This window comes from Bradyrhizobium sp. LTSPM299, assembly GCF_000938235.1.
In the GTDB taxonomy this organism is placed as follows: domain Bacteria; phylum Pseudomonadota; class Alphaproteobacteria; order Rhizobiales; family Xanthobacteraceae; genus Bradyrhizobium.
Map to the genome: position 1 here is coordinate 132,971 of NZ_JYMU01000081.1, position 23,962 is coordinate 156,932.

The 23,962-nt window shown below is 61.7% G+C and carries 21 protein-coding genes; 9 read left to right on the forward strand and 12 right to left on the reverse strand.

Features of this window, described 5'->3' with window-relative positions; all coding sequences use genetic code 11:
- Nucleotides 1-55: 55 nt before the first annotated feature.
- The 3 genes from UP10_RS42380 to UP10_RS35460 form a co-directional block, all read right to left on the reverse strand.
- A complete protein-coding gene (locus tag UP10_RS42380) occupies nt 56-577 on the reverse strand; it encodes an acyltransferase family protein (RefSeq protein WP_050043961.1) in 522 nt (173 codons plus the stop codon).
- 43 nt (nt 578-620) lie between these two features.
- Complete coding sequence (locus UP10_RS35455) at nt 621-1,130, reverse strand: tetratricopeptide repeat protein (protein ID WP_044591823.1); 510 nt, start codon at nt 1,128-1,130, stop codon at nt 621-623.
- A 397-nt stretch (nt 1,131-1,527) separates the two neighbouring features.
- Nucleotides 1,528-2,445 carry a class I SAM-dependent methyltransferase gene (locus tag UP10_RS35460; protein WP_050043967.1) on the reverse strand — a complete coding sequence of 306 codons (918 nt, stop codon included), beginning with the start codon at nt 2,443-2,445 and terminating at the stop codon, nt 1,528-1,530.
- A 78-nt stretch (nt 2,446-2,523) separates the two neighbouring features.
- On the opposite strand from UP10_RS35460, the gene UP10_RS35465 reads away from it, so the two are divergent.
- Nucleotides 2,524-3,294, forward strand: a complete 771-nt coding sequence (locus UP10_RS35465; RefSeq protein ID WP_245322101.1) for a WbqC family protein — start codon at nt 2,524-2,526, stop codon at nt 3,292-3,294.
- A gap of 72 nt (nt 3,295-3,366) precedes the next feature.
- On the opposite strand, the gene UP10_RS35470 is transcribed toward UP10_RS35465, so the two are convergent.
- The gene (locus tag UP10_RS35470; RefSeq protein WP_044591825.1) at nt 3,367-4,254 is read right to left on the reverse strand and encodes a right-handed parallel beta-helix repeat-containing protein; all 888 of its coding nucleotides are present in this window, start codon (nt 4,252-4,254) and stop codon (nt 3,367-3,369) included.
- 398 nt (nt 4,255-4,652) lie between these two features.
- On the opposite strand from UP10_RS35470, the gene UP10_RS35475 reads away from it, so the two are divergent.
- On the forward strand, nt 4,653-5,672 hold the full coding sequence (locus UP10_RS35475; protein ID WP_050043963.1) for a glycosyltransferase family 2 protein: 1,020 nt from the start codon (nt 4,653-4,655) through the stop codon (nt 5,670-5,672).
- Nucleotides 5,672-6,322 carry a class I SAM-dependent methyltransferase gene (locus UP10_RS35480; RefSeq protein ID WP_044591826.1) on the forward strand — a complete coding sequence of 217 codons (651 nt, stop codon included), beginning with the start codon at nt 5,672-5,674 and terminating at the stop codon, nt 6,320-6,322. Before UP10_RS35475 ends, UP10_RS35480 begins: the two co-directional genes overlap by 1 nt.
- A 17-nt stretch (nt 6,323-6,339) precedes the next feature.
- On the opposite strand, the gene UP10_RS44865 is transcribed toward UP10_RS35480, so the two are convergent.
- The 3 genes from UP10_RS44865 to UP10_RS42385 all read right to left on the reverse strand — a co-directional run bounded on the left by UP10_RS44865 (nt 6,340) and on the right by UP10_RS42385 (nt 11,385).
- The gene (locus tag UP10_RS44865) at nt 6,340-7,257 is read right to left on the reverse strand and encodes a glycoside hydrolase family protein (RefSeq protein ID WP_044591827.1); all 918 of its coding nucleotides are present in this window, start codon (nt 7,255-7,257) and stop codon (nt 6,340-6,342) included.
- Between the two features lie 7 nt (nt 7,258-7,264).
- On the reverse strand, nt 7,265-7,951 hold the full coding sequence (locus UP10_RS35490; RefSeq protein ID WP_245322102.1) for an acetyltransferase: 687 nt from the start codon (nt 7,949-7,951) through the stop codon (nt 7,265-7,267).
- Nucleotides 7,952-8,067: 116 nt separating this feature from the next.
- The gene (locus UP10_RS42385; protein WP_050043964.1) at nt 8,068-11,385 is read right to left on the reverse strand and encodes a S8 family serine peptidase; all 3,318 of its coding nucleotides are present in this window, start codon (nt 11,383-11,385) and stop codon (nt 8,068-8,070) included.
- Nucleotides 11,386-11,779: 394 nt separating this feature from the next.
- On the opposite strand from UP10_RS42385, the gene UP10_RS35500 reads away from it, so the two are divergent.
- Both UP10_RS35500 and UP10_RS35505 read left to right on the forward strand, forming a co-directional pair.
- Complete coding sequence (locus UP10_RS35500) at nt 11,780-12,973, forward strand: CaiB/BaiF CoA transferase family protein (protein ID WP_044591828.1); 1,194 nt, start codon at nt 11,780-11,782, stop codon at nt 12,971-12,973.
- Between the two features lie 61 nt (nt 12,974-13,034).
- Nucleotides 13,035-15,368 (forward strand): xanthine dehydrogenase family protein molybdopterin-binding subunit, encoded by a 2,334-nt coding sequence (locus UP10_RS35505; protein WP_044591829.1) that lies wholly within the window; start codon nt 13,035-13,037, stop codon nt 15,366-15,368.
- A gap of 14 nt (nt 15,369-15,382) precedes the next feature.
- Here UP10_RS35505 and UP10_RS35510 read toward each other — a convergent pair whose 3' ends face one another.
- From UP10_RS35510 to UP10_RS35530, 5 genes are all read right to left on the reverse strand, one after another.
- Nucleotides 15,383-16,888: a tripartite tricarboxylate transporter permease gene (locus tag UP10_RS35510; protein WP_044591830.1), complete on the reverse strand. Its 1,506-nt coding sequence runs from the start codon at nt 16,886-16,888 to the stop codon at nt 15,383-15,385.
- A gap of 123 nt (nt 16,889-17,011) precedes the next feature.
- Nucleotides 17,012-17,554 (reverse strand): tripartite tricarboxylate transporter TctB family protein, encoded by a 543-nt coding sequence (locus tag UP10_RS35515; protein ID WP_044591831.1) that lies wholly within the window; start codon nt 17,552-17,554, stop codon nt 17,012-17,014.
- Between the two features lie 67 nt (nt 17,555-17,621).
- Nucleotides 17,622-18,725, reverse strand: a complete 1,104-nt coding sequence (mtnA, locus tag UP10_RS35520) for an S-methyl-5-thioribose-1-phosphate isomerase (RefSeq protein ID WP_044591832.1) — start codon at nt 18,723-18,725, stop codon at nt 17,622-17,624.
- A complete protein-coding gene (locus tag UP10_RS35525; protein ID WP_044591833.1) occupies nt 18,722-19,597 on the reverse strand; it encodes an S-methyl-5'-thioadenosine phosphorylase in 876 nt (291 codons plus the stop codon). The genes mtnA and UP10_RS35525 overlap by 4 nt, the downstream gene beginning before the upstream one ends.
- A gap of 148 nt (nt 19,598-19,745) precedes the next feature.
- Nucleotides 19,746-20,693 (reverse strand): Bug family tripartite tricarboxylate transporter substrate binding protein, encoded by a 948-nt coding sequence (locus UP10_RS35530; RefSeq protein WP_044591880.1) that lies wholly within the window; start codon nt 20,691-20,693, stop codon nt 19,746-19,748.
- Nucleotides 20,694-21,083: 390 nt separating this feature from the next.
- Between UP10_RS35530 and UP10_RS35535 the strand changes: the two genes are divergently transcribed.
- Genes UP10_RS35535 through UP10_RS35550 form a run of 4 tightly spaced genes read left to right on the forward strand, consistent with a single transcriptional unit; the run spans nt 21,084 to nt 23,956 of the window.
- A complete protein-coding gene (locus UP10_RS35535) occupies nt 21,084-21,407 on the forward strand; it encodes a PadR family transcriptional regulator (RefSeq protein ID WP_044591834.1) in 324 nt (107 codons plus the stop codon).
- Nucleotides 21,407-21,979 carry a DUF1700 domain-containing protein gene (locus UP10_RS35540; protein WP_044591835.1) on the forward strand — a complete coding sequence of 191 codons (573 nt, stop codon included), beginning with the start codon at nt 21,407-21,409 and terminating at the stop codon, nt 21,977-21,979. Before UP10_RS35535 ends, UP10_RS35540 begins: the two co-directional genes overlap by 1 nt.
- Before the next feature lie 18 nt (nt 21,980-21,997).
- Nucleotides 21,998-22,924, forward strand: coding sequence for a GIN domain-containing protein (locus tag UP10_RS35545; protein ID WP_044591836.1), 927 nt, complete (start codon nt 21,998-22,000; stop codon nt 22,922-22,924).
- Nucleotides 22,925-22,969: 45 nt separating this feature from the next.
- Nucleotides 22,970-23,956, forward strand: a complete 987-nt coding sequence (locus UP10_RS35550; protein WP_044591881.1) for an alpha/beta hydrolase family protein — start codon at nt 22,970-22,972, stop codon at nt 23,954-23,956.
- Nucleotides 23,957-23,962 lie beyond the last annotated feature (6 nt).

A 23,962-nucleotide genomic window follows, 5' to 3' on the forward strand; every position in this document is an offset into this window, starting at 1 on the left:
CCGAGCTCCCACAGTCGCGACCAGGGCGCATAAAAGGCCTCGGTGGGATGATAAGCTATGCCACCACGACGACTGAGAGAATCGGGACGAGCCGGATCGACAGCCGCTTGAGCAGCAGCAGGAACAGCGGCCAGACCAGATAGAATTGTTCCTCGACGCCGAGCGACCAGAGGTGCAGCAAGGGCTTGGTCTCCGCCGCTCCGTCAAAATATCCAACCTCGCTCCACGACAGGAAGTTCGGAAAAAACAGCGCGCCGGCGAACGCGTGCCGCGCCAGGCCTTGATAGGTCGTCGGCAGAAGCTGCGACCATCCAATGACCAATGTGGCCGCGATGACGAGGGCGAGCGCCGGAACGATCCGGCGCGCTCGCCGCGTGTAGAAGCCGCGGAAGGTAAACTTGGATGCCTCCAGATCCGCTAGGATGATGCCGGTGATCAGATAACCGCTGATTACAAAGAAAACGTCGACGCCGATGAATCCGCCGCGTACGACGTCGGGAAACGCATGGAACGCGACCACCAGCACGACGGCAACGGCACGAAGACCATCAATATCGGCACGATATTTGGGCGTCATAGTCAACCGGACTTCTTGATTCGTTCAAAGCGACTGTATTATCTCATCGCTCCCGGGTGGGCGCCCATTCCAACGCCCGCTGCCGCGCCTGCGCGATCTCGCCACGGGACATCTTGCCGGTGACGGCGTCGCGGATGCGTTGCCGCGCCTCGCGCGCCCTGGGCGGTGCGGCCGCGGTCGACAAATTGAGCCATTTGCCGGCTTCCACGATGTCGCGCGGCACGCCCTGGCCGCGGTCGTAGAGCAGCCCGAGCGAGTATTGCGCCAGGCTGTCGCCCTGCTCCGCGGCACGGCGATACCACATCGCGGCTTCCGTGTAGTTCTGCGGCACGCCGCGACCGGTCTCGAACAGGAAGCCGAGATAGGCCTGCGCCGAAGCATTGCCGTGTTCGGCCAGCGGAATGAAGATCCGCGACGCCCGCTGATAGTCCTGGCGATTGACGGCTGAGACGCCCTGGCTCAGCGATTGCGCCGGTGCGCTGCCGGTCGTGACTGTGAGAAGGGCCATCGCGGCGGCGATGACAGCAAGCTGTGACGGCAGGCTGCGTCTCATTCGGCTCAAATCCTCAAGGCGGGTCATCATCAATCCCATCGCGTGGCTCTGGCGCGGACACTAGAGCGATTTCCGTTCCGATGGAATCGGAACGGAGCTCTAGATTCTTGTTTTGATGCGTTTTCTTCACGCGAACCGGTATCCACGGAGCCTGTCATCGGGTGCGCATTCGCGCGACCCGTTGGCTCGAAAACGCTCTAGCTAGAGCATTTTCGGCTCTGATTGGAATCAGAACCGCAGCGCTGCCTGCACCGAGCGGCCGGGCCGTTAGCGCCGATTTGCCCGACATGGCAAGAGCCCGCGGCAAAAATATTTCGGTTTATCGAAATCGCAAATCAGTGTATAGATGTCCCCCGTCCCACCCTCACGACCGCTTCTTCGCTCAATCCGGTTGGGCTCACACCGCGCGGGCAACCACGACGCGGCTGCCGCCGGCCGGCCATCGCCATCCAGCCAGGGTCAGACGAACCTCGGCGCGAAGGACGGCGGTCAACGGACCATTGATCCGCGGGTCCAGCGTGAACTCCCGCTCGATGTCGTCGTTGCCACCCTTGCCGCGGCTCTTGAGACGGCTCACGATCATCAACGGCAGCAGGACGGAGGTGTAGGATGTCGAGAACAGCACCTCGAAGCCGTTGTGGCGAAGCTTGGCTTCCAGTTCTCCGCGGCGGTAGCGCCGCTGGTGATAGGCGATGTCATCCGCGTGGCTCCACAGCCAGGGATGCTGGGGCACGGCGATGATAATGCCGCCTCCGGTACGCGTCGCGGCACGCATCCCGCGCAGCACGCCCTCGTCGTCGGCGATATGCTCGATCACATCGAAGGCGCCGGTGAGATCGAATACGCCGACGGCTGGGATGTTGCGCGCATCCATCTGGACGAACTCGACGCCGGTCGGCATGCGCTGCCGCGCATAGGCCAGCCCCGACGGGTGCAATTCGGAGCCGACCAGACGCTCCCAGTCTCGCGATCGAGCCACAGCGCTCAGTACGGCTCCGTTGCCGCAGCCAATCTCGAGAAAGCGTCGCGCGTCAGGAAAAAACTTGTCGATAAGGCCAACAATGAGCTCATTGCGCGCGACAAACCAGAAATGCTCGGCCTCGACCTTGGAAAGCATCTCGAAATTTTTGGGATCCATACCGCTGATCGTGTCGGCAAGCTCCGGCGCAAAAGTCGGAATCCCGTCCTGCTCGGCAACTTGGTGCCCGCAGGCTCGACATTGCCAACCGAGGGGCCAAACAGGCTCGTTCGCAGGCAGATCCTCTCCGGCCGCGCAGGCAAGACACCGCCGCCGGGGGCGAACTGAAGCGGTCATGATGAACGAGCGCAACAGTCGAAAATGATCGGGATATTTGGTAATTTGACCATCGGATGATTATAAGCATCGAAAGGATTGCTGGCCAGCAGCGATCAGCGTCATCAATTTCCCGGTAAGTCACACGTGCGCGTTTGCATCATCCAATCCTGCTACATTCCCTGGAAGGGTTTTTTCGACCTGATCGGGCAATGCGACGAATACGTGATATTCGACAGCGTGCAGTACGCAAAGCGGCATTGGCATAACCGCAACCTGATCAAGACCGCTAACGGCCCCCAATGGCTCACCATCCCGGTGATCACCAAGGGACGGTTCGAACAGCCGATCAATGAGGTCGAGATCGAAAAGAAGTGGGCTGACAAGCACTGGCACGCGATCGAGCATGCCTACAAGCACGCGACATTCTTCGAGCAGTTCGCGCCCCTGGTAAGGAGCTGGTACGAGGCTGCTGACCAGCAATCGCGGTTGACCGACGTCAACGCGATCTTCCTTCGCAATATCGCGACGCTTTTCGGATTCAGAACCCGTATTGTCGTCGATACGATTTATCCGGTGGAAGGCACAAAGACTGAACGGCTATTGGGAATCGCTCGCGCGGCCGGCGCAAACCGCTATCTTAGCGGTCCCTCTGCGCGAGGGTACTTCGATGAGGCAATGTTCGCCGATGCCGGGATCACGGCGGAATGGATGAGCTACGAGGGGTATCACGAGTACCCGCAGCTTCACGGCGGCTTCGAACATGCGGTCACGGTGCTGGATCTGCTGTTCAACACCGGTCCGGAAGCGCCGCAATACCTGAGGAGGCTTGCCGGGGACCAAGCCGACGACAATCTTCGCGCGAAATAATAGGCCTCGGGCCGAAGGGGCCCGAGGCTTCAGGATCACTTGCTCGCAGGATTGGGAAAGAACCTAAATGCCTTACTGCTGACTCGCGGGCGTCGGAGTTGTTCCGAGCGTACCAACGACCCTGTTGTTCCCGTACGTCACAGAAGCCCCTCCGAACGCAGTTCCATTGAAGACGATATCGGAGTTCGACACGCGGAGATTGCCGGTGCCCAGGATACCCGTCGTGTTGCCACTGATCGCGCTGTCGTCGACGCTGACAGACCCTCCCGAATCGGCCTCGACCCCTGCGCTCGTGTTGCCGGAGAAGACCGACCGCTTGGCCACAATATTGTTGCCGGTGCCTGCAGCAACACCGAAGAGGTTGTTGATCAAGCTCACGTTCTCAAGCTCGATGTTGTTGGGGCCTGTTGCGACACCGGCAACACCGGTCGATGTGTTGTTACTGATAATGGTGTTCCTGATGAGAAGCTTGGTGTTACCGGCTGTTCGCGCATCGGAAACTCCCTGCTGCCCAAACGCGGTGATCACACAGTCTTCAATCGAGACCACAGCTGCACCAATGATTCGAACGCCGATGGTTCCGGGCGCCGGAGTCTGATTGAGTCCCTGGATCTGGATTCCGCGTAAAGTGACCCGGTCGGTTGCACCAGCATTGATCGTGACGCCCGGCGTGCCGGCCACAAGAATCGAACCAAGGGTCGCTGTGCAGTTGAGGGTCATCGCCTTGGTGATCGTGACGCCACCAAAACCGCCCGGATCGAGGCAGTTTATTTCACCGCCCGCCGCCGTCTTCGAAATGGCACCGGCAAACGTCTTGCAGGGTGCGGTGCGGCTGCACGGGTTGACGTCATCGCCGACACCCGAAACCCACGTCCTGGTCGCTTGGGCATGGGCAGGAGCCGATAAGACTGCGGGAAGCAACAATCCAACCAAAAGAGCAAGTGAACGAAACCGATACATGACCTACCTCCTTGTCCTAATTGAGTTTTCTGGCAGAAAAAGCGAGAAAAATGAGAGAAGAAACAACGACTAGAAATCCACGCGCCGCACTACCGAACGCGTACCGGTCATCCAAGGTCGTGCACTTTCTAAGTTACGCTATTTGCAGTATCCCGCCACACAGAGCAACTAAAGATGTGGCCAATCGTGGGGTCTTACGGAAATCTGAGCATGCAAGCAGTAGGCGCCCCCTCCCTGAGAGTATGTCCCCTCGGCAACAAACCGGTTCAACCGATTTGTGCGATTTTTAATCCAACTCGCGGACGTTGCAATGCGACGAAGCCGCGGAACGCGACGGAGCCTGTGCCAGACAATCCGGCCCGGACCGAGCCAGCCGCCGCACGCTACTGGAACTTCTAATGTCTGGCGATCCGCAAGAGAGAATCGTGAAAATCTCCGTCGTGACAACGTTGTACCGGTCGGCTTCGACGATCGAAGAGTTCTATCATCGGACGATGAAAACCGCAGGGGAGCTTTTCCCTGACATCGAGCTAATCATCGTGAATGATGGCTCTCCCGACCACAGCCTCGACGTTGCGTTGGAGTTGCAACGCAAGGATCCGCGCGTCGTCATTGTCGATCTGGCTCGCAATTTTGGCCACCACAAAGCGATGATGACCGGCCTCGGTTACGCCAACGGAGAATTGGTATTTCTTATCGACAGTGACCTCGAAGAGAAGCCCGAGGATATCAAGCTATTCTACCAACGCTTCGCGAAAGGCGATTGCGACGTCGTCTACGGCGTACAGCAAAGCCGACGCGGAGGGCTAATCGAGCGCTTTACGGGCGCGGCCTTCTTCACCTTGGTCGCCGCGCTGAGCGATCATCCCCTCCCCCGCAATCTCGTCACGTCGCGGTTGATGACGCGCGCGTATGTTCGCGCGCTGGTACGACACCGCGATCGCGACTTCCTGATAGCTCACCTGTGGGACATCACGGGATTTCGACAGCAGCCGTTGACCGTCGGTAAACTATCCCTTTCCCCGTCAACCTATTCGACCTGGCGACGGATCGAAATGGCGGTCAAACATGTGACTACGACGTCCACGCGATTGCTCTATCTTATTTTGTTTGCCGGCATCGCGATTTTTGGCCTCTCCGTTGTCGTGATCCTCTATTACCTCGCCCGGTATTTCACCTCGGGCATCGGCGTGAACGGCTTCACCTCGGAAATCATCTCGATCTGGTTTCTGGGCGGTTTCATCACCCTCATTCTCGGAATACTCGGCATCTATATCTCCAATATTATGGCGGAGACGAAGCGGCGGCCGTACACTGTCATACGCCGAGTCCACAAGACGGACGTCACGCGCGATCCGCCTGACAATATCATCGAGCCCCGAACCCCGACGTCCAGCCCAGACGAGAGCTTTCGTTGATGAACGACATCGTTCAGTCCAGGATTTTGCCGGAAGTTGCGTCCTATTATGCTTCAAAGCTCAAGGTGTACGGAGCGACGCCGCAGGGCGTCGATTGGAACGGAGTTGATTCACATCAACTGCGGCACCGCCAGTTTCTTCGCCTGCTCGACGGAGATCCGGCCGCGAGCGTGATGGACCTCGGCTGCGGTTTCGGAGATTTTCTTGGGTTCCTCCGCGCCAACGGCCATCACGGCCGCTTCGTTGGTTACGACATCGCGCCAACCATGATCGAAAAAGCGCGCGAACTCTATGGCGAGACCACTGACAACGAATGGAGGATCGGAGCCGTCCCCACGGAAACCGCAGACTTCGCGATTGCCAGCGGCGTTTTCAACGTCAGGGGCGACTTCGCAAGGGATGACTGGACACGCTATGTGCACCACACCATCGATCTGCTCGCAAAATGCGGGCGGCGGGGTTTTGCTTTCAACGTGTTGAGTCTGTCGAGCGATGCAGATCGCCGCCGGCCGAACCTGTATTATGCCGATCCCGTAGAAACCTTAGCGCACTGCCTCTCGCGCTATGGCCGTTCTGTTGCCCTCCTGCAGGACTATGGCCTTTACGAATTTACGGTCCTGATCCGACATTCTGCACCACCGATCGAATAGGCCCGACCAGCGGGCGTTTAAATCGGCAAGGCGCCGTCCCACACCGCAAGACCGAATCCGGTCGCACCATATGCATTGCCGTTGTAGGCGAGCCATAACCGGTCGCGATGCCAGAACAGCGCCGGATAACATGTCATTTCCTCGTCCCAATCGCTGGAAGAGGGGAGAAGTCCGAGAACTGCATCGAGACGGGTCCAATTTATTCCATCGCTGCTTGATGCGGCTCCGACGCGATAATGGTCCCCGCGACAAGCAAAGCACATCAACAATCTGTCGCCGCATCTGACAACGCTTGGCCGGGCCAGCGCATATTCATCGTTGTTCGCGAATCCGAGGCTGGTTGCACCGTCACACGTCCAACGAATGCCATCGTTCGATCGGGCCATCTTGATCACATGCTGCATATCAGCATTCCCGACCGCTGGCCTCAGGTTTGAACCGTACCACATCCGCCAATCTCTGGGAGCCAATCGCAATACGCAAGGATATGACAGCGTGTAAGGGTCTTCGGGCGACCGATCGAGGATAGGTCCCGGCGAAAATCGCTCGAACGGCGTTTGCAGTGTTCGCGATCGCGCCAGACCGATCGCGTTGCGCCACGGCGAGCGAACGCCCAAATTCCATCCCATGTAGTATAGCGCAAAGCCGTCATCGGTTGCCGTGATGCAGCCAATTCCGACTCCACTGTCGTCGAAGGTGCCGTCTTCACCCGGCGACAACGCAGGTTGGCGCGCCACCTGCATAACACGCGGCGTTTCCGATACCTCGACGTCGACCCATCCGACGTATGACCGCCTCTCGATATCTCGCGAACTGTAGAACACGCGGAAAATATCCCCGTCGAGATGCATGGGCACCGGCAGCGCGGCGTGGCTGCGCGCGAAGGCATGTTGGCCATCAGGTGCAAAAACACGACCAAGGCGCTTCCAGGGCATCCCGCTCTCACAGGCTTCGGAGACGAGTGCTCGGTACCGGTGATCGCTCGGATCCGCGCGGCGCCACCACCGCAAGGTCCGGCTGATCTTCCAGGACGAGCGCGCCGGCGCCGAGCACACACTTCTTCCCGATCGTAACGTGATCACGGATCGTGACGTTCACCCCGACGAAGCTCCCCTGCCCAATCGTTACTCCGCCGGATACCACAACGTGCGATGCGAGAAAGACATCATCTTCGATCCTGGAATGGTGACCGATGTGATTGCCGCTCCATAGCGTGGCGTTCGCACCCACAGTTGCGAAGGGCTGGATGGTGTTGTTTTCGAGAATGAGGCAGTTCTCTCTGAGTTGAAAATCAGGAAATACCGTAGCGCGGCTGCTCAAATAGGAGACCAGCCGATATCCCTTGGCACGCGCGGCAGCGACCTTCTCGGCGCGTACTGCGTTGATCCGTGCGTAGCTTACGGCGACGAAAAACCCGAACTCCTGGGGCGCGAATTCCTCGTCGACCCGCTCGAATGCCACCACTGGACGCCCGCGAAATTCCGTCTGTTTGAGGAACGCACTGTCGACGGTAAACGCTACCACTTCGTATTCGGAATCATGCGTGAAGTAGAAGTCCGCTAGCTCGGCGATTTCGCCGATGCCAAAAACGACGATCCGGTGCTTTTTCGATCGGTCGTGTGCCATCATGGGAAATGCTTGTAGCGCAACATTCGCGGTTCGCCCATGCCCTAGGGTCGGTTCGGCGGATTTTGGCGTGTATGATCGTACCGGCGGGTTTCAGCCAAAGCAATCCGCTCTTCGACTCAGTGGATAAGTGTCGCGCTCGAATGTAGATCGGCGACCTTGATGTTCGCCGCCGTACTCAGATCGCCAAGGCCGCCGAAGAACTCATGCCCCAGGTGGTCCGCCGGCGATGGCGCATCCAAAGCGGCAATCTCCGAAAATGCCGACGGCTGACTGCCTCTGGGAACTGAACCAATGAATCCCAACAGGTCGGCATCGATGGTATTCACAACAGGCTCGGCGCGGAAAAAGAAGGAGCTGCCACTGAGCGGCTCGCCTGTCAGTGCCGCAGGCGCGAACGATTGCACGGGATATACGCTAGATTGATTCGCGGGAATCCCTGTCGTGCCGTCGCCATTGAGATCCTGCTGGAAGGTCGTCTCCAGCGATTCCAGCGCCGTGCTGCTTCCAGAGACGGAATCTACCAATTTGACGGTGTCATTGCCGTTGGCGTCGGTAGCCCAGACCGTATATTGGTCCGCCCCAGCAAGCTTCCAAGCCACGTCATATCCGGTTGAAGTCGCCTCAGCGCCGATCGGCGACCAGCCGACAAACTCGCCAGCTGTGATCGCTGCCCCCTGATACTTCAGCGTCGGCCCGGTACCGCCGCCGACAGGATTGAGGTCATAGATATTTCCAACCTGCGCCAGACTCGTTGATCCGTGCGACTCGATCGTCGTCGAAACAATGCCGATTACACCATCGCCATTGAGATCCTGATGGAAGGTCGTCTCCAGCGATTTCAGCGCTGTGCTGCTGCCGGAGACGGAATCGACCAGCTTGACGGTGTCATTGCCGTTGGCGTCGGTGGCCCAGACCGTATATTGATCCGCCCCGGCAAGCTTCCAAGCCACGTCATATCCGGTTGAAGTCGCCTCAGCGCCGATCGGCGACCAGCCGGCAAACTCGCCAACTGTGATCGCTGCCCCCTGATACTTCAGCGTCGGCCCGGTGCCGCCGCCGACGGGATTGAGATCGTATACATTTCCAACCTGCACCAGACTCGTGGATCCCTGAGACTCGATCGTTGTCGAGGGAATACCGACTACACCATCGCCATTGAGATCCTGATGGAGGGTCGTCTCCAGCGACTCCAGCGCTGTGCTGCTGCCGGAGATGGAATCGACCAGCTTGACGGTGTCATTGCCGTTGGCGTCGGTGGCCCAGACCGTATACTGATCCGCCCCGGCAAGCTTCCAAGCCACGTCATATCCGGTTGAAGTCGCCTCAGCGCCGATCGGCGACCAGCCGCCAAACTCGCCGACTGTGATCGCTGATCCCTGGTACTTCAGCGTCGGCCCGGTGCCGCCGCCGACGGGATTGAGATCGTATACACTTCCAACCTGCACCAGACTCGTGGATCCCTGAGACTCGATCGTCATCGAAACAATGCCGATCACACCATCGCCATTGAGATCCTGATGGAGAGTCGCCTCCAGCGCTTCCAGCGCTGCGCTCCTGCCGGAGACGGAATCGACCAGCTTGACGGTGTCATTGCCGTTGGCGTCAGTGGCCCAGACCGTATATTGATCTGCCCCGGCAAGCTTCCAGGCGACATCATATCCGGTTGACGTCGCCTCAGCGCCGATCGGCGACCAGCCGGCAAATTCGCCAACTGTGATCGCTGCCCCCTGATACTTCAGCGTCGGCCCGGTACCGCCGCCGACAGGATTGAGGTCATAGACATTCGCGATCCGCACCAGCTCGGTCGATCCGAACGCCTCGATCACAACAGGGTTCAGCGCCATCGCCGCGGCAACTGCCGCGTTGACCTGCACCAGACCGGCTCCGCTGACGGCCGAATTGGCCATCGGAAGCGCAGTCTGCTCCATGATCTGTTCGACCTGCGCCGGCGTGAGATTCGGGTCGGCCGCCAGCATCAGCGCCGCAACGCCGGCGAGGCTCGCCGATGCGGCCGAGGTGCCGTAGAAGTCGCTGAGATTCCCCGAAACCGTCGTCGCGATGTCGTCCAGCCCCGAAACGACGACCGGACTCAACAGATCGGGCGACGACAGCGCCGTGCCATTGTTGGCGAACAGCAGCTCGGTTCCGGCGCCCGACGACGAAAATACTTCGCTCTGCGCGGGGCTGGTGCCGAAGGCCGGCGTCGAGGCCGCGCTGACGGCACCCGCAGTGATCGCGCCGGGCGTCATCGCATGCCCGTACACCGTGCCGCCGTTGGCGCCGCTGATGGTGACCGGCAGGCCGTCGGCGGCGGAGATCAGCTTGATCAAGGTCGGATCGGAATTGGGTATCGACGAGAGGTTGTCGATCACGATCTGGTAAGTGCCGGAAGCCGTGAACTGCAGTGCTGTCCACGGATTGGTGGACGAGCCGACGGACCTGTTCGACATCGAGCCCAGATAGATTCCGTTCTGGAAGACGTTCAGAACGAGATCGGCCGTGGCCGAGCCGTAGGCCTGGTTCCATTCGAGCAACAGCGGAGATGGATTGGTTGCGCTGGCGGTGACCGTGATGTTCAGCGCCATGCTGCCGCCAAAGCTCTCGGCGTCCGCGAAGCCGTATCCGTCGAACACGCCGGAAATCGGCGTCCATGCCGCCTGATAGGCGTTGCTGGCATTGTTGCCGGCGGCCGTGATGTAGGTGACGCCCTCGGCCTCTACGGTCTGAATGGCCTGCGCGACGACGCCATTCTGGAAAAACGGCTCGTCGTAATAGCTGACGTCGTCGCAGATCACTTTGCAGCCGGCGGCCGCAAGCGCGAGGATGCCGTTGGCAAAATCCTGCTCGCTGATATCGGCGGTGTAGAACGCAAGGCTGGCGCCCGGCGCGATGTCATGCACGATCTGCATCATCGCGCGGCCCTCGTCGGTTCCGCCCGACGATCGGTCCTCCAGCACCTGGATATTTGCGGCGGACGGCAACGCACCGCTGGCCTCGTCCGCGGCGGCGCCGCCCTGATTGTTGAAGCTGTCCGAGATCACGCCGACCTTGATACCGGAGCCGTTGACGCTCAGACCGCTCTCGTTCAGAGCCTGCTGAACCTGCGCCGCGGTGGCGCCCCCCGAACTGACGGCAGAACTTGTGGCGCCCCCGCCCGTCCCCGATATCGGATTGGCCAAGCTGGCCAAGGTCGCGATCGGTTCAAAGGCGGATGCGGCCGGCTGGGTCAGCGCTGCCAAACCTGCATTCAGGTCCGAGACCTCGCCGCCAAGCACCTGGGCCGGAGTAGAATGGGCGAGCAGCGTCCCGGCGACAGGCGTAGTTGGTGTCATCGACCCCGACGAATCCATCGCGTCCCCGGTCGGATCCAAGCCGTCCCAGTTCGCAAGGAAATTGTCGCCGAACGCGTCGAAACCGTCGTGAGGGCGCTTCATCGCTTAGCCGAAAATCTTACTCAAAAGAATTGCCTCATTTGGTCCCTTGCGGGCTTCTTGGATGGATCACCCAAAGAGGGGTCGAGAATAACATGGCCCAATGACATTTCGTCTCCTGCAATTTTGCAGAAACAGCATTGGAAAATCATTAAAGCGCACGGGTCAACCTGCAGCCGCGGCTTGGTCAAATGCCAGCCACAGGCCCGGTGCCCCCGGTCGACGCCGCCGTAGATTTGCGGTTATCGTGTCCACCCAGCCGTATCCGGGAGCGGGCCCCGACGAATCGGTCGTTTCCGGGCAATTCCAACGCCTAACAGTTGGAAAGGCTTGGCAAATTGTCTAAGTCAGACCGAACCGATTTCCGGAGTGGCCCGCCAAACAAGAGGTGTTCTCAATGCCCTTTCCGCACGCGTCCCAAGCCCTGTCCCGTTTCACCGTGCTCGATCTGACCCGTGTCCGCTCCGGACCGACCTGCGTCCGCCAGCTCGCGGATTGGGGCGCCAATGTCATCAAGATCGATGCGCTGCTGGAGGATGCCGGCGGCGAGCAGCTCGGCGGCGCCCGCCAAGGATCCGATTTCCAGAACCTGCATCGCAACAAGCGCGCGATGACCCTCAATTTGAAGGACCCGAAGGGTCTGGCCGTGTTCAAGCGCCTGGCGGAACAGGCCGATGTCGTGGTCGAGAATTTCCGTCCCGACGTCAAGGCAAAGCTCGGCATCGATTACGACAGCCTGCGCCGGATCAACCCGAAGATCGTCTATGGCAGCATCTCCGGGTTCGGGCAGGACGGCCCGTATCACAAGCGGCCGGGCTTCGATCAGATCGCGCAGGGCATGGGCGGGCTGATGTCGATCACCGGCGCGCCCGGTGAAGGACCGATGCGGGTCGGCATTCCCGTCGCCGACCTCACCGCCGGACTGTTCTGCGCGATGGGAATCCTGACCGCGCTGTTGGAACGCGACGTCTCCGGCGAGGGCCAGTGGGTGCAGACATCGCTGTTGCAAGCGCAGATTTTCATGCTGGATTTCCAGGCCTCGCGCTGGCTGATGGAAAAGGACGTGGCAAAGCAGGCCGGCAACAATCATCCGACCTCGATCCCGACCGGCGTGTTCAAGACGTCCGATGGCTACATCAACATCGCAACGACAGGCGGGCGGATCTGGGAACGCTGCGCGCAGGCTCTCGGCGCGCCCGAGCTTTTCAACCATCCCGACTACGTCACTGCTCCCCTGCGCTCGAAGAACCGCGATGCGCTGAATGCGACCATCGACAAGCTCACCCAGACAAAATCCACCGAGACCTGGGTCAAGGAATTGAACGAGGCCGGCGTGCCCTGCGGACCGATCTACTCCATCGACCAGATGTTCGAGGATGCCCAGGTCAAGCATCTCGGCATTGCCCAGCACGTTCCCAATGACGAGAACCGGCATATCCAGCTGGTCGGACAACCGGTGACGCTGTCGCGGACGCCAAGCAAAATGGCCGCACGACCGCCGGAGTTCGGCGAGCAGACCGAGGAAGTGCTGGCCGAATTCGGCTTCGACAAGGACGAGATCGCCGAGCTCAGGCAGCGCAAGGTGGTGTGAGAAAGCCGCTCGTGAGCGGCTGCAATCCAACGAGCACGCGCCTATCGGATGCGACCGTCCCATGACCGAACCTTTGTTGGGGCGCAGCATCAACCGCCTCGAAGACGAGCGCTTCGTGAGAGGTCGCGGCCACTACATCGCCGATCATGCGGCGCCAAACGCACTTCACGGCATGGTGGTGCGCTCGATCCATGCGCACGCGCGCATCGTTGTTATCCAGAGCGAGTCGGCCAAGCAAATACCAGGCGTTGTGGCCGTGCTCACCGGAATGGACATGGCTACCGACGATATCGGCTCGTTGCCTTGTGCGGCGACCCATATTCCGATGACCACGCCGCTCGTGATCCCGCCGTATCACGCGCTGGCGCGTGATACGGTTCGCTATGTCGGCGAGCCCATCGCCTTCGTGGTCGCGGAAGACGCCGAAAGTGCGCGCGACGCCGCCGAGGCCGTCGTCGTCGACTATCGGCCGCTGCGGCCGGTGATCGCGTTGGCCGATACGGTTCTGCCGGAAACCCCGCGCATCTGGCCGGAGGCGACCAACAACATCGCATTCCAGTTCAACCGCGGCGAGATTGGCCCGGTCGAAGCAGCGATCCGTAGCGCCGCCCATATTGTGGAATGCGAATTGATCAACAACCGCGTCGTGGCCGCGCCGCTGGAAACACGCGGCGCGCTCGGCGAATTCGACGCCGCCAGCAACCGTATGCACCTGACCGCCTCGGCCGCCGGCGCGCATGGGATCCGCGACCAGCTCGCCGACTCCGTTTTTCGTATCCCGCGTGAAAAGCTACGCGTCAGCATTCCCGACGTCGGCGGCGGTTTTGGGATGAAGAACGTGCTCTATCCGGAATGGGTGCTGGTGCTATGGGCAGCACGTCGCCTCGGCCGTCCTGTCAAATGGATCGGAGACCGCAGCGAGGATTTCCTTGCCTCCGCGCATGGCCGCGACAGCATCGCCCACGCCCGCCTGGCGCTCGATTGCGATGGCCGGTTGCTGGCGCTCGAAACCAGGGTGCTGGCCAATCTCGGCGCCTATGTCTCAACGGTGGCGCCTCTCGTGCCGACCATGGCGATGGCGAGCGCGATGGGCGGCGTCTACGACATCCCGCTGATCGCGTTCGAGACCAGGGGCGTGTTCACCAACACGACGCCGGTCGACGCCTATCGCGGCGCCGGCAAGCCCGAGGCGAATTACCTGATCGAGCGCCTGATCGACATCGCCGCCGCCGAGCTCGGAATGGATGCGCTAGAACTGCGGCGCAAGAATATCTTTCGTCGCTTTCCGCATCCGAGCGCAATGGGGCTTACGGTCGAACAAGGCAGCTTTGCCTACTCGATTGATCACGCCATCGCCACCACGACCGGATTTGAGGCGCGCCGGAAAACTTCGCGCGCGGGCGGACTGCTGCGCGGGCTCGGCTATGCCTGCTTTCTCGAAACCGCGCGCGGCCAACCCAATGAGGTGGCCGAATTGGGTTTCGGCGAAGACGGCCGGATCGATCTGAAAGTCGGCACGCACTCCAACGGCCAGGGCCACGAGACCACCTACGCCCAGATCGCAGCCGACGCGCTTGGCCTGCCGATCGAGCGATTTCGATTCCGGCAGGGCGACACCGACGATCTCGACCGCGGCGGCGGGCATGGCGGCGCACGTTCCATGCACCAGGGCGGCACCGCGCTGGTGATGGCGGCCGAAGGCCTGATCGAAAACGGCCGAAAACTCGCGGCGCGGCTGCTGCAGACTACCGTCGACGCTGTCCATTACGAGGCGGGCATACTGCGGGTGGCGACGACCGGCCAGGAGATCAGCCTCGACGATGTGGCGCGAGCCTCGTACCAGATGCCCCGTGACGAGTTCGCGCCGGGCCTCGTGTACCAGGCAACCCACCTCTGCGACCGCTACACCTTTCCCAACGGCTGCCATGTTGCCGAAGTCGAGATCGACCCCGCGACCGGCCACGTGACGCTCGACCGCTATTCCATCTTCGATGACTACGGCCGCCTGCTCGATCCGCGCCTGACGCTGGGGCAGGTTCATGGCGGCGTGGTTCAGGGGATCGGCCAGGCGCTATTCGAGCACGCCTGCTTCGATGCGGAGACCGGCCAGATTCTGACCGGCTCGCTGATGGATTACGCGCTGCCCCGCGCCGGCGATATTCCTTCATTCGAGGGCCGGCTGACGTCGGACTTTCCGAGCCACGCCAACCGGCTGGGCGTTAAAGGAAGCGGTCAGGCCGGTGCTATCGCGGCACCCCCCACCATCATGAACGCCGTGATGAACGCACTGGGGCCGCTTGGCGTGCGCCATCTCGACATGCCCGTAACGCCCTGCCGCGTCTGGCAAGCGATCCAGACGGCACGGCTGCGATCGCCAGATGGGCCGCTTGAATGAACAAGCGGCCCAATCTAGCTTCGTCGCAGCAGTCGTCCGACGCTGCCAACCGCCCAGTCGATGACGGGCCAGAACAACAGCGCTATCGCAAGCGTCGTGATCGAGCCGACGAGACCGTTCGACCAGAACACCGTCATGTCGCCACCCGATCCAATCATCGACAACCGAAACGCGTCCTCGGCGCGGCTGCCGAGCACCAATGCGAGTGTGAACGGCGCGAGCGGGATGTCGATCTTCTTGAAGATATAGCCGACGACACCGAAGCTCAGCATCAGCCAGATGTCGAACATCGCATTCTGGATCGCATAGGCACCGATCGCGCAGGACACCACGATCATCGGCGCAACGGCGGCGAAAGGCACACGCAGGATCGAGGCAAAAATTGGGACGGTGGTCAGCACCAGCACCAGGCCGACGACGTTGCCGAGATACATCGAAGCGATCAGGCCCCAGACAAAGTCTTTGTGCTCGACGAACAACAGCGGCCCGGGATTGAGGCCCCACACCATCAACCCGCCGAGCAGGATCGCCGCGGTACCGGAGCCGGGAATGCCGAGCGCGAGCATCGGCAGCAGCGCAGCGGTGCCCGAGGCATGCGCCGCGGTCTCCGGCGCGAACACGCCTTCGATACGGCCTTTGCCGAAGCTTTCCGGGTCCTTGGAAAAGCGCTTGGCGAGATTGTAGCCCATGAACGAGGCCGCGATCGCACCGCCCGGCGTAATGCCGAGCCAGCAGCCGATGAGGGACGAGCGCAACAGCGTCACCCAGTATTTCGGAAGGTCCTTCCAGACCGAGAGCACCACGCGCAGGCTGATGCCGGCGGCGTGTCCGCGCAGCGCCAGACGTTCTTCCATGGTCAGCAGGATCTCGCTGATGCCAAACAGACCGATCACAGCGACAAGGAAGTTGATGCCGCGAAGCAGGTCGGCCGAGCCGAACGTCATGCGAAGCTGGCCCGACACCGTGTCCATGCCGACGCCGGCGAGCAGAAGCCCGAGCGACATCGAGATGACAGTCTTGTGCTTGGCTTCGCGGCCGAGGCCGACGAATGAGCAGAAGGTCAGGAGATAGACGGCGAAGAACTCCGGCGGGCCGAACTTCAGCGCAAACGACGAGATCATCGGCGCCAGGAAAGTGATCAGGAGCACGGCGACCAGCGAGCCGATGAATGACGAGGTGAACGCCGCGGTGAGCGCTTCCGCCGCCCGGCCCTGTTGCGCCATCGGATAGCCGTCGAATGTGGTCGCGACCGACCAGGCCTCGCCGGGGATGTTGAACAGGATCGAGGTGATGGCGCCGCCGAACAGCGCTCCCCAATAGATGCAGGACAGCATCACGATGGCCGAGGTCGGGTCCATCGTGAAGGTCAGCGGCAGCAGGATCGCAACGCCATTCGGTCCGCCTAGCCCGGGCAGCACGCCGACGAAGATGCCGAGCACGAGGCCGACCATCATCAGCAGCAGCGTTTTCCAGGTCAGCAGCACGGCAAAGCCGTGCAGCAAGAGACCGAAGGCTTCCATATCTCGAAATCCTGTCGATCAGCTAAAGCGCGATGAGATTGGGGTGAATCGTCATCGCGGTTTAGCTCCTTGTCTGAGCATGATCTTTTCGGAAAACCGCTTCACACTTTTCCGGATCATGCTTTAGTAGCCGAACGCCGCCTCGAGCGGGCCCTTCGGCATGATGACGTCGAACGCGATGTCGAAGGTCACGAACATCACGGCGGTGAAGATGAAGGCGGTCGAGAGCGACTTCCACAGCGCGATCTCTCCGACCAGCCGCATGAAGCCTGCGATCAGGAGAAAGCTCGCGACATACAGCCCGAGGAATTGCGTGGCGAGGCAGAACAGGAATGTCGGCACGAACACGGCCATCACCCGGCGAAGCTGGGCGCGGGTGACAAAGGGTTCAGCGGCTTCGCGGCGCGAGACAAATGCGACGCCGAGACCGTAGAGGCTGGCGGCGCAGAGGATGACCGAGAGATAGAACGGAAAATAGCCCGCTTGCGGTCCGGTCGAGTCCCATGACGCGCCAGCGCGCCAATTGTCCCATCCGAGCGTTATCGCGAGCGCAAGCAGCAGCAGCGACACGACGACGTCGACAACGCCGGTACTGACGACCGCAGGCGAGTTGGCCTTGGGCGTGGTCGGATCGTCGACGACGATTTCAATATCGGTCTTGGACATGGAGGTTTATCTGCTCAAGGCTGGCACGCTGGATACAGTGCCCGTGTTACCGGCGTCAATGTAACCTTCAGCCGGCGGCAGAGCGTTCGGGAAACGCACTCGCAAGTGCAGCACGGTCCGCCCTGAGCACACCGCGCTCGGTGATCAATCCGGTCACCAGCCGCGCAGGCGTCACGTCAAAACCGAAATTGGCGACCGGCGAACCGTCCGGAACCACGCGCACGGTCTCGATCCGTCCATCCGCGGTGCGCCCGGTGAGGTGCGTCACTTCGCTCGCCGCGCGCTGCTCGATCGGAATCTGCCTGATGCCATCATCGATACTGAAGTCGATGGTCGGCGACGGCAGCGCAACATAGAACGGCACGCCATTGTCGTGCGCGGCGAGCGCTTTCAGATAGGTCCCGATCTTGTTGCAGACGTCACCATTGGCCGCGACCCGATCGGTCCCGACGATGGCCAGATCGACCATGCGATGCTGCATCAGATGACCTCCGGTGTTGTCCGGGATCACTGTATGCGGCACGCCGTGATGACCGAGTTCCCACGCGGTGAGCGAGGCGCCCTGATTGCGCGGACGCGTCTCGTCGACCCAGACGTGAACCGGAATACCGCGATCATGCGCCTGATAGATCGGCGACGTCGCCGTTCCCCAATCCACGGTTGCAAGCCAGCCGGCATTGCAATGCGTCAGGACGTTGACCCGTTCACCCGGCTTCTTTGTCGCTGATATCGCCTCGATCAGGCCGAGGCCGTGGCGGCCGATGTCCTTGTTGATCGCGACGTCCTCGTCGGCGATCTCACGTGCGCGGACGTAAGCCGCCTCCGCGCGCGCCGCGGCCGTAAGCGGCGCAAGCGCGTGCTGCATCTCGTCGAGCGCCCACTTCAGGTTGATCGCCGTCGGCCGGGTCGCGATCAGCATCTTGCCCGCGCGCTCGAGTGCCGCGTCGGAGGCATCGTCATGCATCGCGAGCGCCATGCCGTAGGCGGCGGTGGCGCCGATCAGCGGCGCGCCGCGGACCAGCATCGAGCGGATCGCCTCGCCGGCCTCGTCAGCAGTCGTGATCCTGGTGACAATGAACTCGTGCGGCAGCCGCCGCTGATCGATCGCGCCGACCGACCAGCCATCGGGCTCGAGCCAGATGCTGCGAAAATGCTGTCCGTCGACTTTCACGACCGCAACACCCGTCCGGCGACGGCATCGAGCTTCCCGAGAAGCTCCGGATCACGCGCCTCGGGCGCCGTGATCAGCGCGGTATCCAGTGCGCGGTCGGAGCCGATCGGACACGGCTCGTGCTGGCGCGGGAAATCCTGCGCCAGACGTGCGACCAGCGTCTTTGCCTTCTCGGCATTCGAGCTCAGCACCCGGATGATATCCTGCACCGTCACCGCATCGTGGGCCGGGTGCCAGCAATCGAAATCGGTGACCATCGCCACACTGGCGTAACAGATTTCGGCCTCACGGGCGAGCTTGGCTTCCGGCATGTTGGTCATGCCGATCACCGAATAGCCCTGCGCCTTGTAGGTCAGGCTTTCCGCCAGCGAAGAGAACTGCGGTCCTTCCATACAGAGATAGGTGCCGCCGCGCGCGAAATTGATGCCCTCGGCTTCGGCTGCAGCCTCCAGATGCGCCGCGAGAAGCGGCGATATCGGATGCGCCATCGAAACATGCGCGACGCAACCTTTTCCGAAGAACGAGCCCTCGCGCTTGTGAGTGCGGTCGACGAACTGGTCGACCAGCACGAAGGTGCCCGGTGGCAACTCTTCCTTGAACGAGCCGCAAGCGGACAGCGCGACCAGGTCCGTGACCCCTGCCCGCTTCAAGACGTCGATATTGGCGCGGTAGTTGATATCAGACGGCGACAAGGCATGCCCTTTGCCGTGCCGCGGCAGGAACACGATCGGCAATCCCGCCATCTCGCCACGCCGCAGCGCCGCCGACGGCTCGCCCCACGGGCTCAGAATCGTCTCCTCGCGGACGTTTTCCAGACCCGGCAGGTCGTAAATTCCGGATCCGCCGATGATCCCGAGAACGGCTTTGGTCATGATCGCTCCTCTCGGTCCTGCGGCGGCGACAGCCGATTGGGCACCCCGCACGCTCGACCATAATGCGGCGCAATAATCACCGCGTGTCGGCGAGTTGCAAGGCCATTCCGCGCTGAAGGTAAAGCGATTGCCGCCATAGCGGGGCGAGTTATTTTGCGACGAAACCTGCTTCGTTCATCAGCGTGGCGTTAAGCTTGTCGTCGTCCTCGAGGAACTCCAGCATGTCCTTGCCGGTGAGGAAGATCGGCTTCAACGCCTGCTTCTCCATGTAGTCCTTGTACTCGGCCGTCTGCGTGACCTTCTGGAACAGGTCGGCATAGAACGCCTGCTGCTCCGGCGTAACCTTACCCGGCAGGAACATCGCGCGCAGCATCAGATACTGAACGTCGAGCCCTTCTTCCTTGCAGGTCGGGATGTCGTTCCAGGACTGCGTCTCAGTGACCTTGGTCTTGTAGGAGATGCGCTCCTTGTCGAACACGCAAAGCGCGCGGACCTGGCCGGCGCGCCAGACCTCAAGGTTTTCGCTGGGGTTGTTGACGTTGGACTCGGTGTGGCCGCCGACCAGCTGGGTCGCAGCCTCACCGCCGGACTTGTACGGCAGATAGGAGAACTTTGCGCCGGTCTTCTGTTCGACGAAAACGGTCAGCACATGGTCCTCGCGCTTGGACCCGGTGCCTCCCATTTTGAACGGCGCGCTGGCGGCCTTCGCCGCCGCGATGAAGTCCTTCACCGTCTTAGGGCCCGACGCATTGTCCCAAAGGACGAACTGGTCGAGCGCGATCACCGACACCGGCGTGAGCTCGTGCCAGTCGAACGGAATCTTGGCCGACAGCGGCAGCATGTAGATCAACGAATAGGCGATCAGCACCTTGTTGGGATCGCCCTCGCTGGATTTCATGTACATCAGCGCTTCCGCACCCGACGCGCCGCCCTTCAGCGAGACCACGATCGGTTGCTTCATCAGATTATTCTTCTGGATCGCCGCCTGCATCATGCGCGCCATCTGGTCAGACGCGCCGCCCGCGCCGGCCGCGACCACGATCTCGACCGGCTTGCTCGGTTCCCAAGCGGCGAAGGCCGGCGTGCTGAGCAGCATCGCGGCAATGGCGGCCGTGGTTTTCACAATCTGTCCCACGTGTTTCTTCCCTATCCATTTGTTCGGGCTGATAAAACCCGCAAGGATGGCTGGTTGCCGTCATTGTGTGCGGATAATGCCGATGAGTTCAAGCTGCGAACTACCGTATCGCGCATGACTTTGGAATGAGGCTGGCGGTCATGTTCGCGCGCTTCCCCTTACGTGATCGCGGGAAGGTCTCCGCGCAAAGATATCGTCCCTGCGAAAGCATTTTTTCCTTCCCACTAAGGAAACGTCATCGCTCTGGCTGCGCTCGCGATCTCCGAGGACTACCTTTCATAAACTTGTACCTTGCAATAACAGATACCTTGTAATAGACTGTCTGCGAACCAAGCCAACCGCGCGACTGCCATGACCGAACAGAACCAGGTCCAGCTCAAGAAAGGCGCGCTCGAATTGTGCGTGCTGGCGCTGCTGGCGCGCGGCGAGAGCTATGCCTACGAGATTGCCAGCGCGCTCGCGGCCGGCGTCGGCATGGGAGAGGGAACGATCTATCCCCTGATGCGGCGCATGCAGGACGACCGGCTCGTCGAAACCCGGCTCGCTGAATCGAACAGCGGCCCGCCGCGCAAATACTATCGGCTGACCCCGGCCGGCCGCGCTGCCTTTGCAGCGCAGAAACGCGAGTGGCGGACGTTCACCGATGCCGTCAACCAGTTGCTGGGAGAACGCTGATGAACCGCGTTGCCTTCTTGACCATTCTCAATGATGGGCTCGCCGGACTTCCGGCGCGGGAGATCGACGATATCCTCGCCGACTACATGTCCTATTTCGACGAAGCCGAGGCCTCCGGGCGAAGCGAGGCCGAGGTGGCTGCGGCGCTCGGCGACCCCCGGCGGCTGGCGCGCGAACTGCGCGCCGAAACCGGGCTGCGCCACTGGGAAAATCATCGCAGCCTGGGTAATTCCGCCACCGCCCTGCTGGCGCTGGGCGGATTGGCAACGGTCGACATTCTGTTCCTGCTGCCGCTGCTGTTCGCGGCAATGCTGATCATGCTGGTGACGGGCCTCATCATCGTCGTGCTCGGCATCGTCGGCGTCGGGTTGCTGCTGAGCCTCGTCAAGCTCGGGCATTTCGCTTCGATCGCCGCCATGCTGCTGCGCGCGGTCGCCGGCATCGGGCTGATCGCCGGCAGCGTCGGGGGCGGCGCGCTGCTGCTGCTGGCGCTCAACAGCGTGGTGAAGATGCTCGGGAGTTACGCCCGGCTGCACTACCGGCTGCTCAAGCCGGAACAGGATCTGGCTTAACAAGGTAGGAGGTGCGTCATGAACAGACGTCTTGCGGGGATCGCGGCGGTGTCACTGAGCATTGCAGCGGCGTGCGGGATATTCACGATTCTGATTTCAGCAACGGACTGGATCGACGGTGATTCCCGATCCTGGGCCGGCACGTTGCGAGGCTGCGCGGCGCTGCCATCGACGAAAAAGGCCGGTTCGGGCGAGCGCCGCACCGTCGATCTCGGGTGGCTCGGCAGCGACGTCGTCAAGATCAATATTCCGGCGCAGGTCCACTACCAGCCCTCACCCAAGCCACAGGCGAGCGTCAGCGGCGACGCGGACCTAGTCAGCCATGTGCGCCTGCGCGATGGCACGCTGGAGTGGGACACGGTGGAGTGGGACCGCCTGGTCGACTGTTTTCCGGCGGGCGATCTCGTCGTCCAGTTCGCCGGCCCCGCGGTCGCGGCATGGACATTGAACGGCTCGAGCGAACTCGACCTGTCCGACATCAAGCAGGATGCGCTGCGCATCACCCTGCACGGCAGCGGCACTGTGACGGCAAGCGGCGAGGCCAAGGAGGTATCGCTCGAGTCCGCAGGCTCCGGCCGCGCCGACCTCGGCCGGCTCGTCGCCCAGAAGACCAGCGTGAACATGAAGGGCAGCGCTGATCTGAAGCTCGCCGACATCAAGCAGGATGTGCTGCGCATCACCATGCACGGCAGCAGCGTCGTCACCGCCAGCGGAGCGGCCCGCGAGGTGTCGCTCGAGTCCGCCGGCTCCGGCCGCGCCGACCTTGGCCGGCTGATCACCGAACGAGCCAGCGCGCAAATCCACGGCAGCACCGACGTCGATCTCGCGCCGCGCCAGGATGCCGATATCTCGGTCTCCGGCAGTGCCGTCGTCAAACTGCATGGCGCCGTGGCGCGGATTAATTCGCACGTATCAGGTTCAGGAGAGATCAAGCAGCTGCCGTAGGCTTGTTGCAACCAGGCAGCCCAGCGAAATACGGAGGAGATGCCGATGCACGCTTCCAGCCACGTTTGCAGATTGCTTTCCGCCGTCGGCTTCTGCCTTACCGCAACCCTGGCGCAGGCCGCCGGCCTGCGATCGTTCGATATTCCCGCCGACGCCAATGGCCCGGCCATTCACGGCGCAATCTGGTCTCCCTGCGCCGAACCCCCGGGAGTAGTTCGTCTCGACATTTTTGCCTTGCCGGGCGTGAAGGATTGCCCGTTGTTCGGCAGCAGGATGCCGCTGGTCGTCGTCTCGCACGGCAGGGGCGGTAACTTCGCCGGCCATCACGACATCGGTGAAGTGCTCGCCGACGCCGGCTTCATCGTTGCCGCCATCAGTCATCCCGGCGACAACTCCTTCGATCTGAGCCGTTCGGACGACCTGTCCGTTTATGTCGAGCGACCGCAAGACATCAAGCGCCTGCTCGATTTCATGCTGGTCGCATCGCCGTTCAGCGCGGCCATCGATCGCGAACGGATCGGATTGTTCGGCTTTTCGCGGGGCGGCTACACCGGCCTGGTAGTGATCGGCGCCAATTCGGATTGGGCCAAAGCCACCGCCTTCTGCCAACATTCGGCGAGCCACGCCTGCGCGCAGATCTCACGAGGCGAATATCCCGCGCAGCCCCTCGCGCACGATTCGCGGATCAAGGCAGCCGTCATCGCAGATCCGCTCGCCATCACCTTCACCGCGGAAAGCCTTTCAGCGGTCAAGGTGCCGGTCCAGTTGTGGGCCTCGGAGTATGGCGGCGACGGCGTGCTTCCCCGCGATGTGGCCGCCGCGGACGCAAATCTTCTTGCCAAGCACGAATATCGCGTGGTTCCGAACTCTTGGCATTTCTCATTCCTGGCGCCCTGTCCACCAGCGCTGCTCAGGGCGCGGCCCGAAATCTGCGTCGATGCGCCGGGTTTCGACCGCGTCGCGTTCCACGCAGAATTCAACGGCGACGTGCTCGCATTCTTCCGGAAATGGCTGATCCGGCCAGCGGAGTAAGGCCGA

Bases quoted from the DNA above. Each gene is read 5' to 3' on its own strand.
- UP10_RS42380 (WP_050043961.1), bottom strand. From the start codon at position 577: ATGACGCCCAAATATCGTGCCGATATTGATGGTCTTCGTGCCGTTGCC.
- UP10_RS35455 (WP_044591823.1), bottom strand. From the start codon at position 1,130: ATGAGACGCAGCCTGCCGTCACAGCTTGCTGTCATCGCCGCCGCGATG.
- UP10_RS35460 (WP_050043967.1), bottom strand. From the start codon at position 2,445: ATGACCGCTTCAGTTCGCCCCCGGCGGCGGTGTCTTGCCTGCGCGGCC.
- UP10_RS35470 (WP_044591825.1), bottom strand. From the start codon at position 4,254: ATGTATCGGTTTCGTTCACTTGCTCTTTTGGTTGGATTGTTGCTTCCC.
- UP10_RS35475 (WP_050043963.1), top strand. From the start codon at position 4,653: ATGTCTGGCGATCCGCAAGAGAGAATCGTGAAAATCTCCGTCGTGACA.
- UP10_RS35480 (WP_044591826.1), top strand. From the start codon at position 5,672: ATGAACGACATCGTTCAGTCCAGGATTTTGCCGGAAGTTGCGTCCTAT.
- UP10_RS44865 (WP_044591827.1), bottom strand. From the start codon at position 7,257: ATGCCCTGGAAGCGCCTTGGTCGTGTTTTTGCACCTGATGGCCAACAT.
- UP10_RS35490 (WP_245322102.1), bottom strand. From the start codon at position 7,951: ATGATGGCACACGACCGATCGAAAAAGCACCGGATCGTCGTTTTTGGC.
- UP10_RS42385 (WP_050043964.1), bottom strand. From the start codon at position 11,385: ATGAAGCGCCCTCACGACGGTTTCGACGCGTTCGGCGACAATTTCCTT.
- UP10_RS35500 (WP_044591828.1), top strand. From the start codon at position 11,780: ATGCCCTTTCCGCACGCGTCCCAAGCCCTGTCCCGTTTCACCGTGCTC.
- UP10_RS35505 (WP_044591829.1), top strand. From the start codon at position 13,035: ATGACCGAACCTTTGTTGGGGCGCAGCATCAACCGCCTCGAAGACGAG.
- UP10_RS35510 (WP_044591830.1), bottom strand. From the start codon at position 16,888: ATGGAAGCCTTCGGTCTCTTGCTGCACGGCTTTGCCGTGCTGCTGACC.
- UP10_RS35515 (WP_044591831.1), bottom strand. From the start codon at position 17,554: ATGTCCAAGACCGATATTGAAATCGTCGTCGACGATCCGACCACGCCC.
- UP10_RS35525 (WP_044591833.1), bottom strand. From the start codon at position 19,597: ATGACCAAAGCCGTTCTCGGGATCATCGGCGGATCCGGAATTTACGAC.
- UP10_RS35530 (WP_044591880.1), bottom strand. From the start codon at position 20,693: ATGCTGCTCAGCACGCCGGCCTTCGCCGCTTGGGAACCGAGCAAGCCG.
- UP10_RS35535 (WP_044591834.1), top strand. From the start codon at position 21,084: ATGACCGAACAGAACCAGGTCCAGCTCAAGAAAGGCGCGCTCGAATTG.
- UP10_RS35540 (WP_044591835.1), top strand. From the start codon at position 21,407: ATGAACCGCGTTGCCTTCTTGACCATTCTCAATGATGGGCTCGCCGGA.
- UP10_RS35545 (WP_044591836.1), top strand. From the start codon at position 21,998: ATGAACAGACGTCTTGCGGGGATCGCGGCGGTGTCACTGAGCATTGCA.
- UP10_RS35550 (WP_044591881.1), top strand. From the start codon at position 22,970: ATGCACGCTTCCAGCCACGTTTGCAGATTGCTTTCCGCCGTCGGCTTC.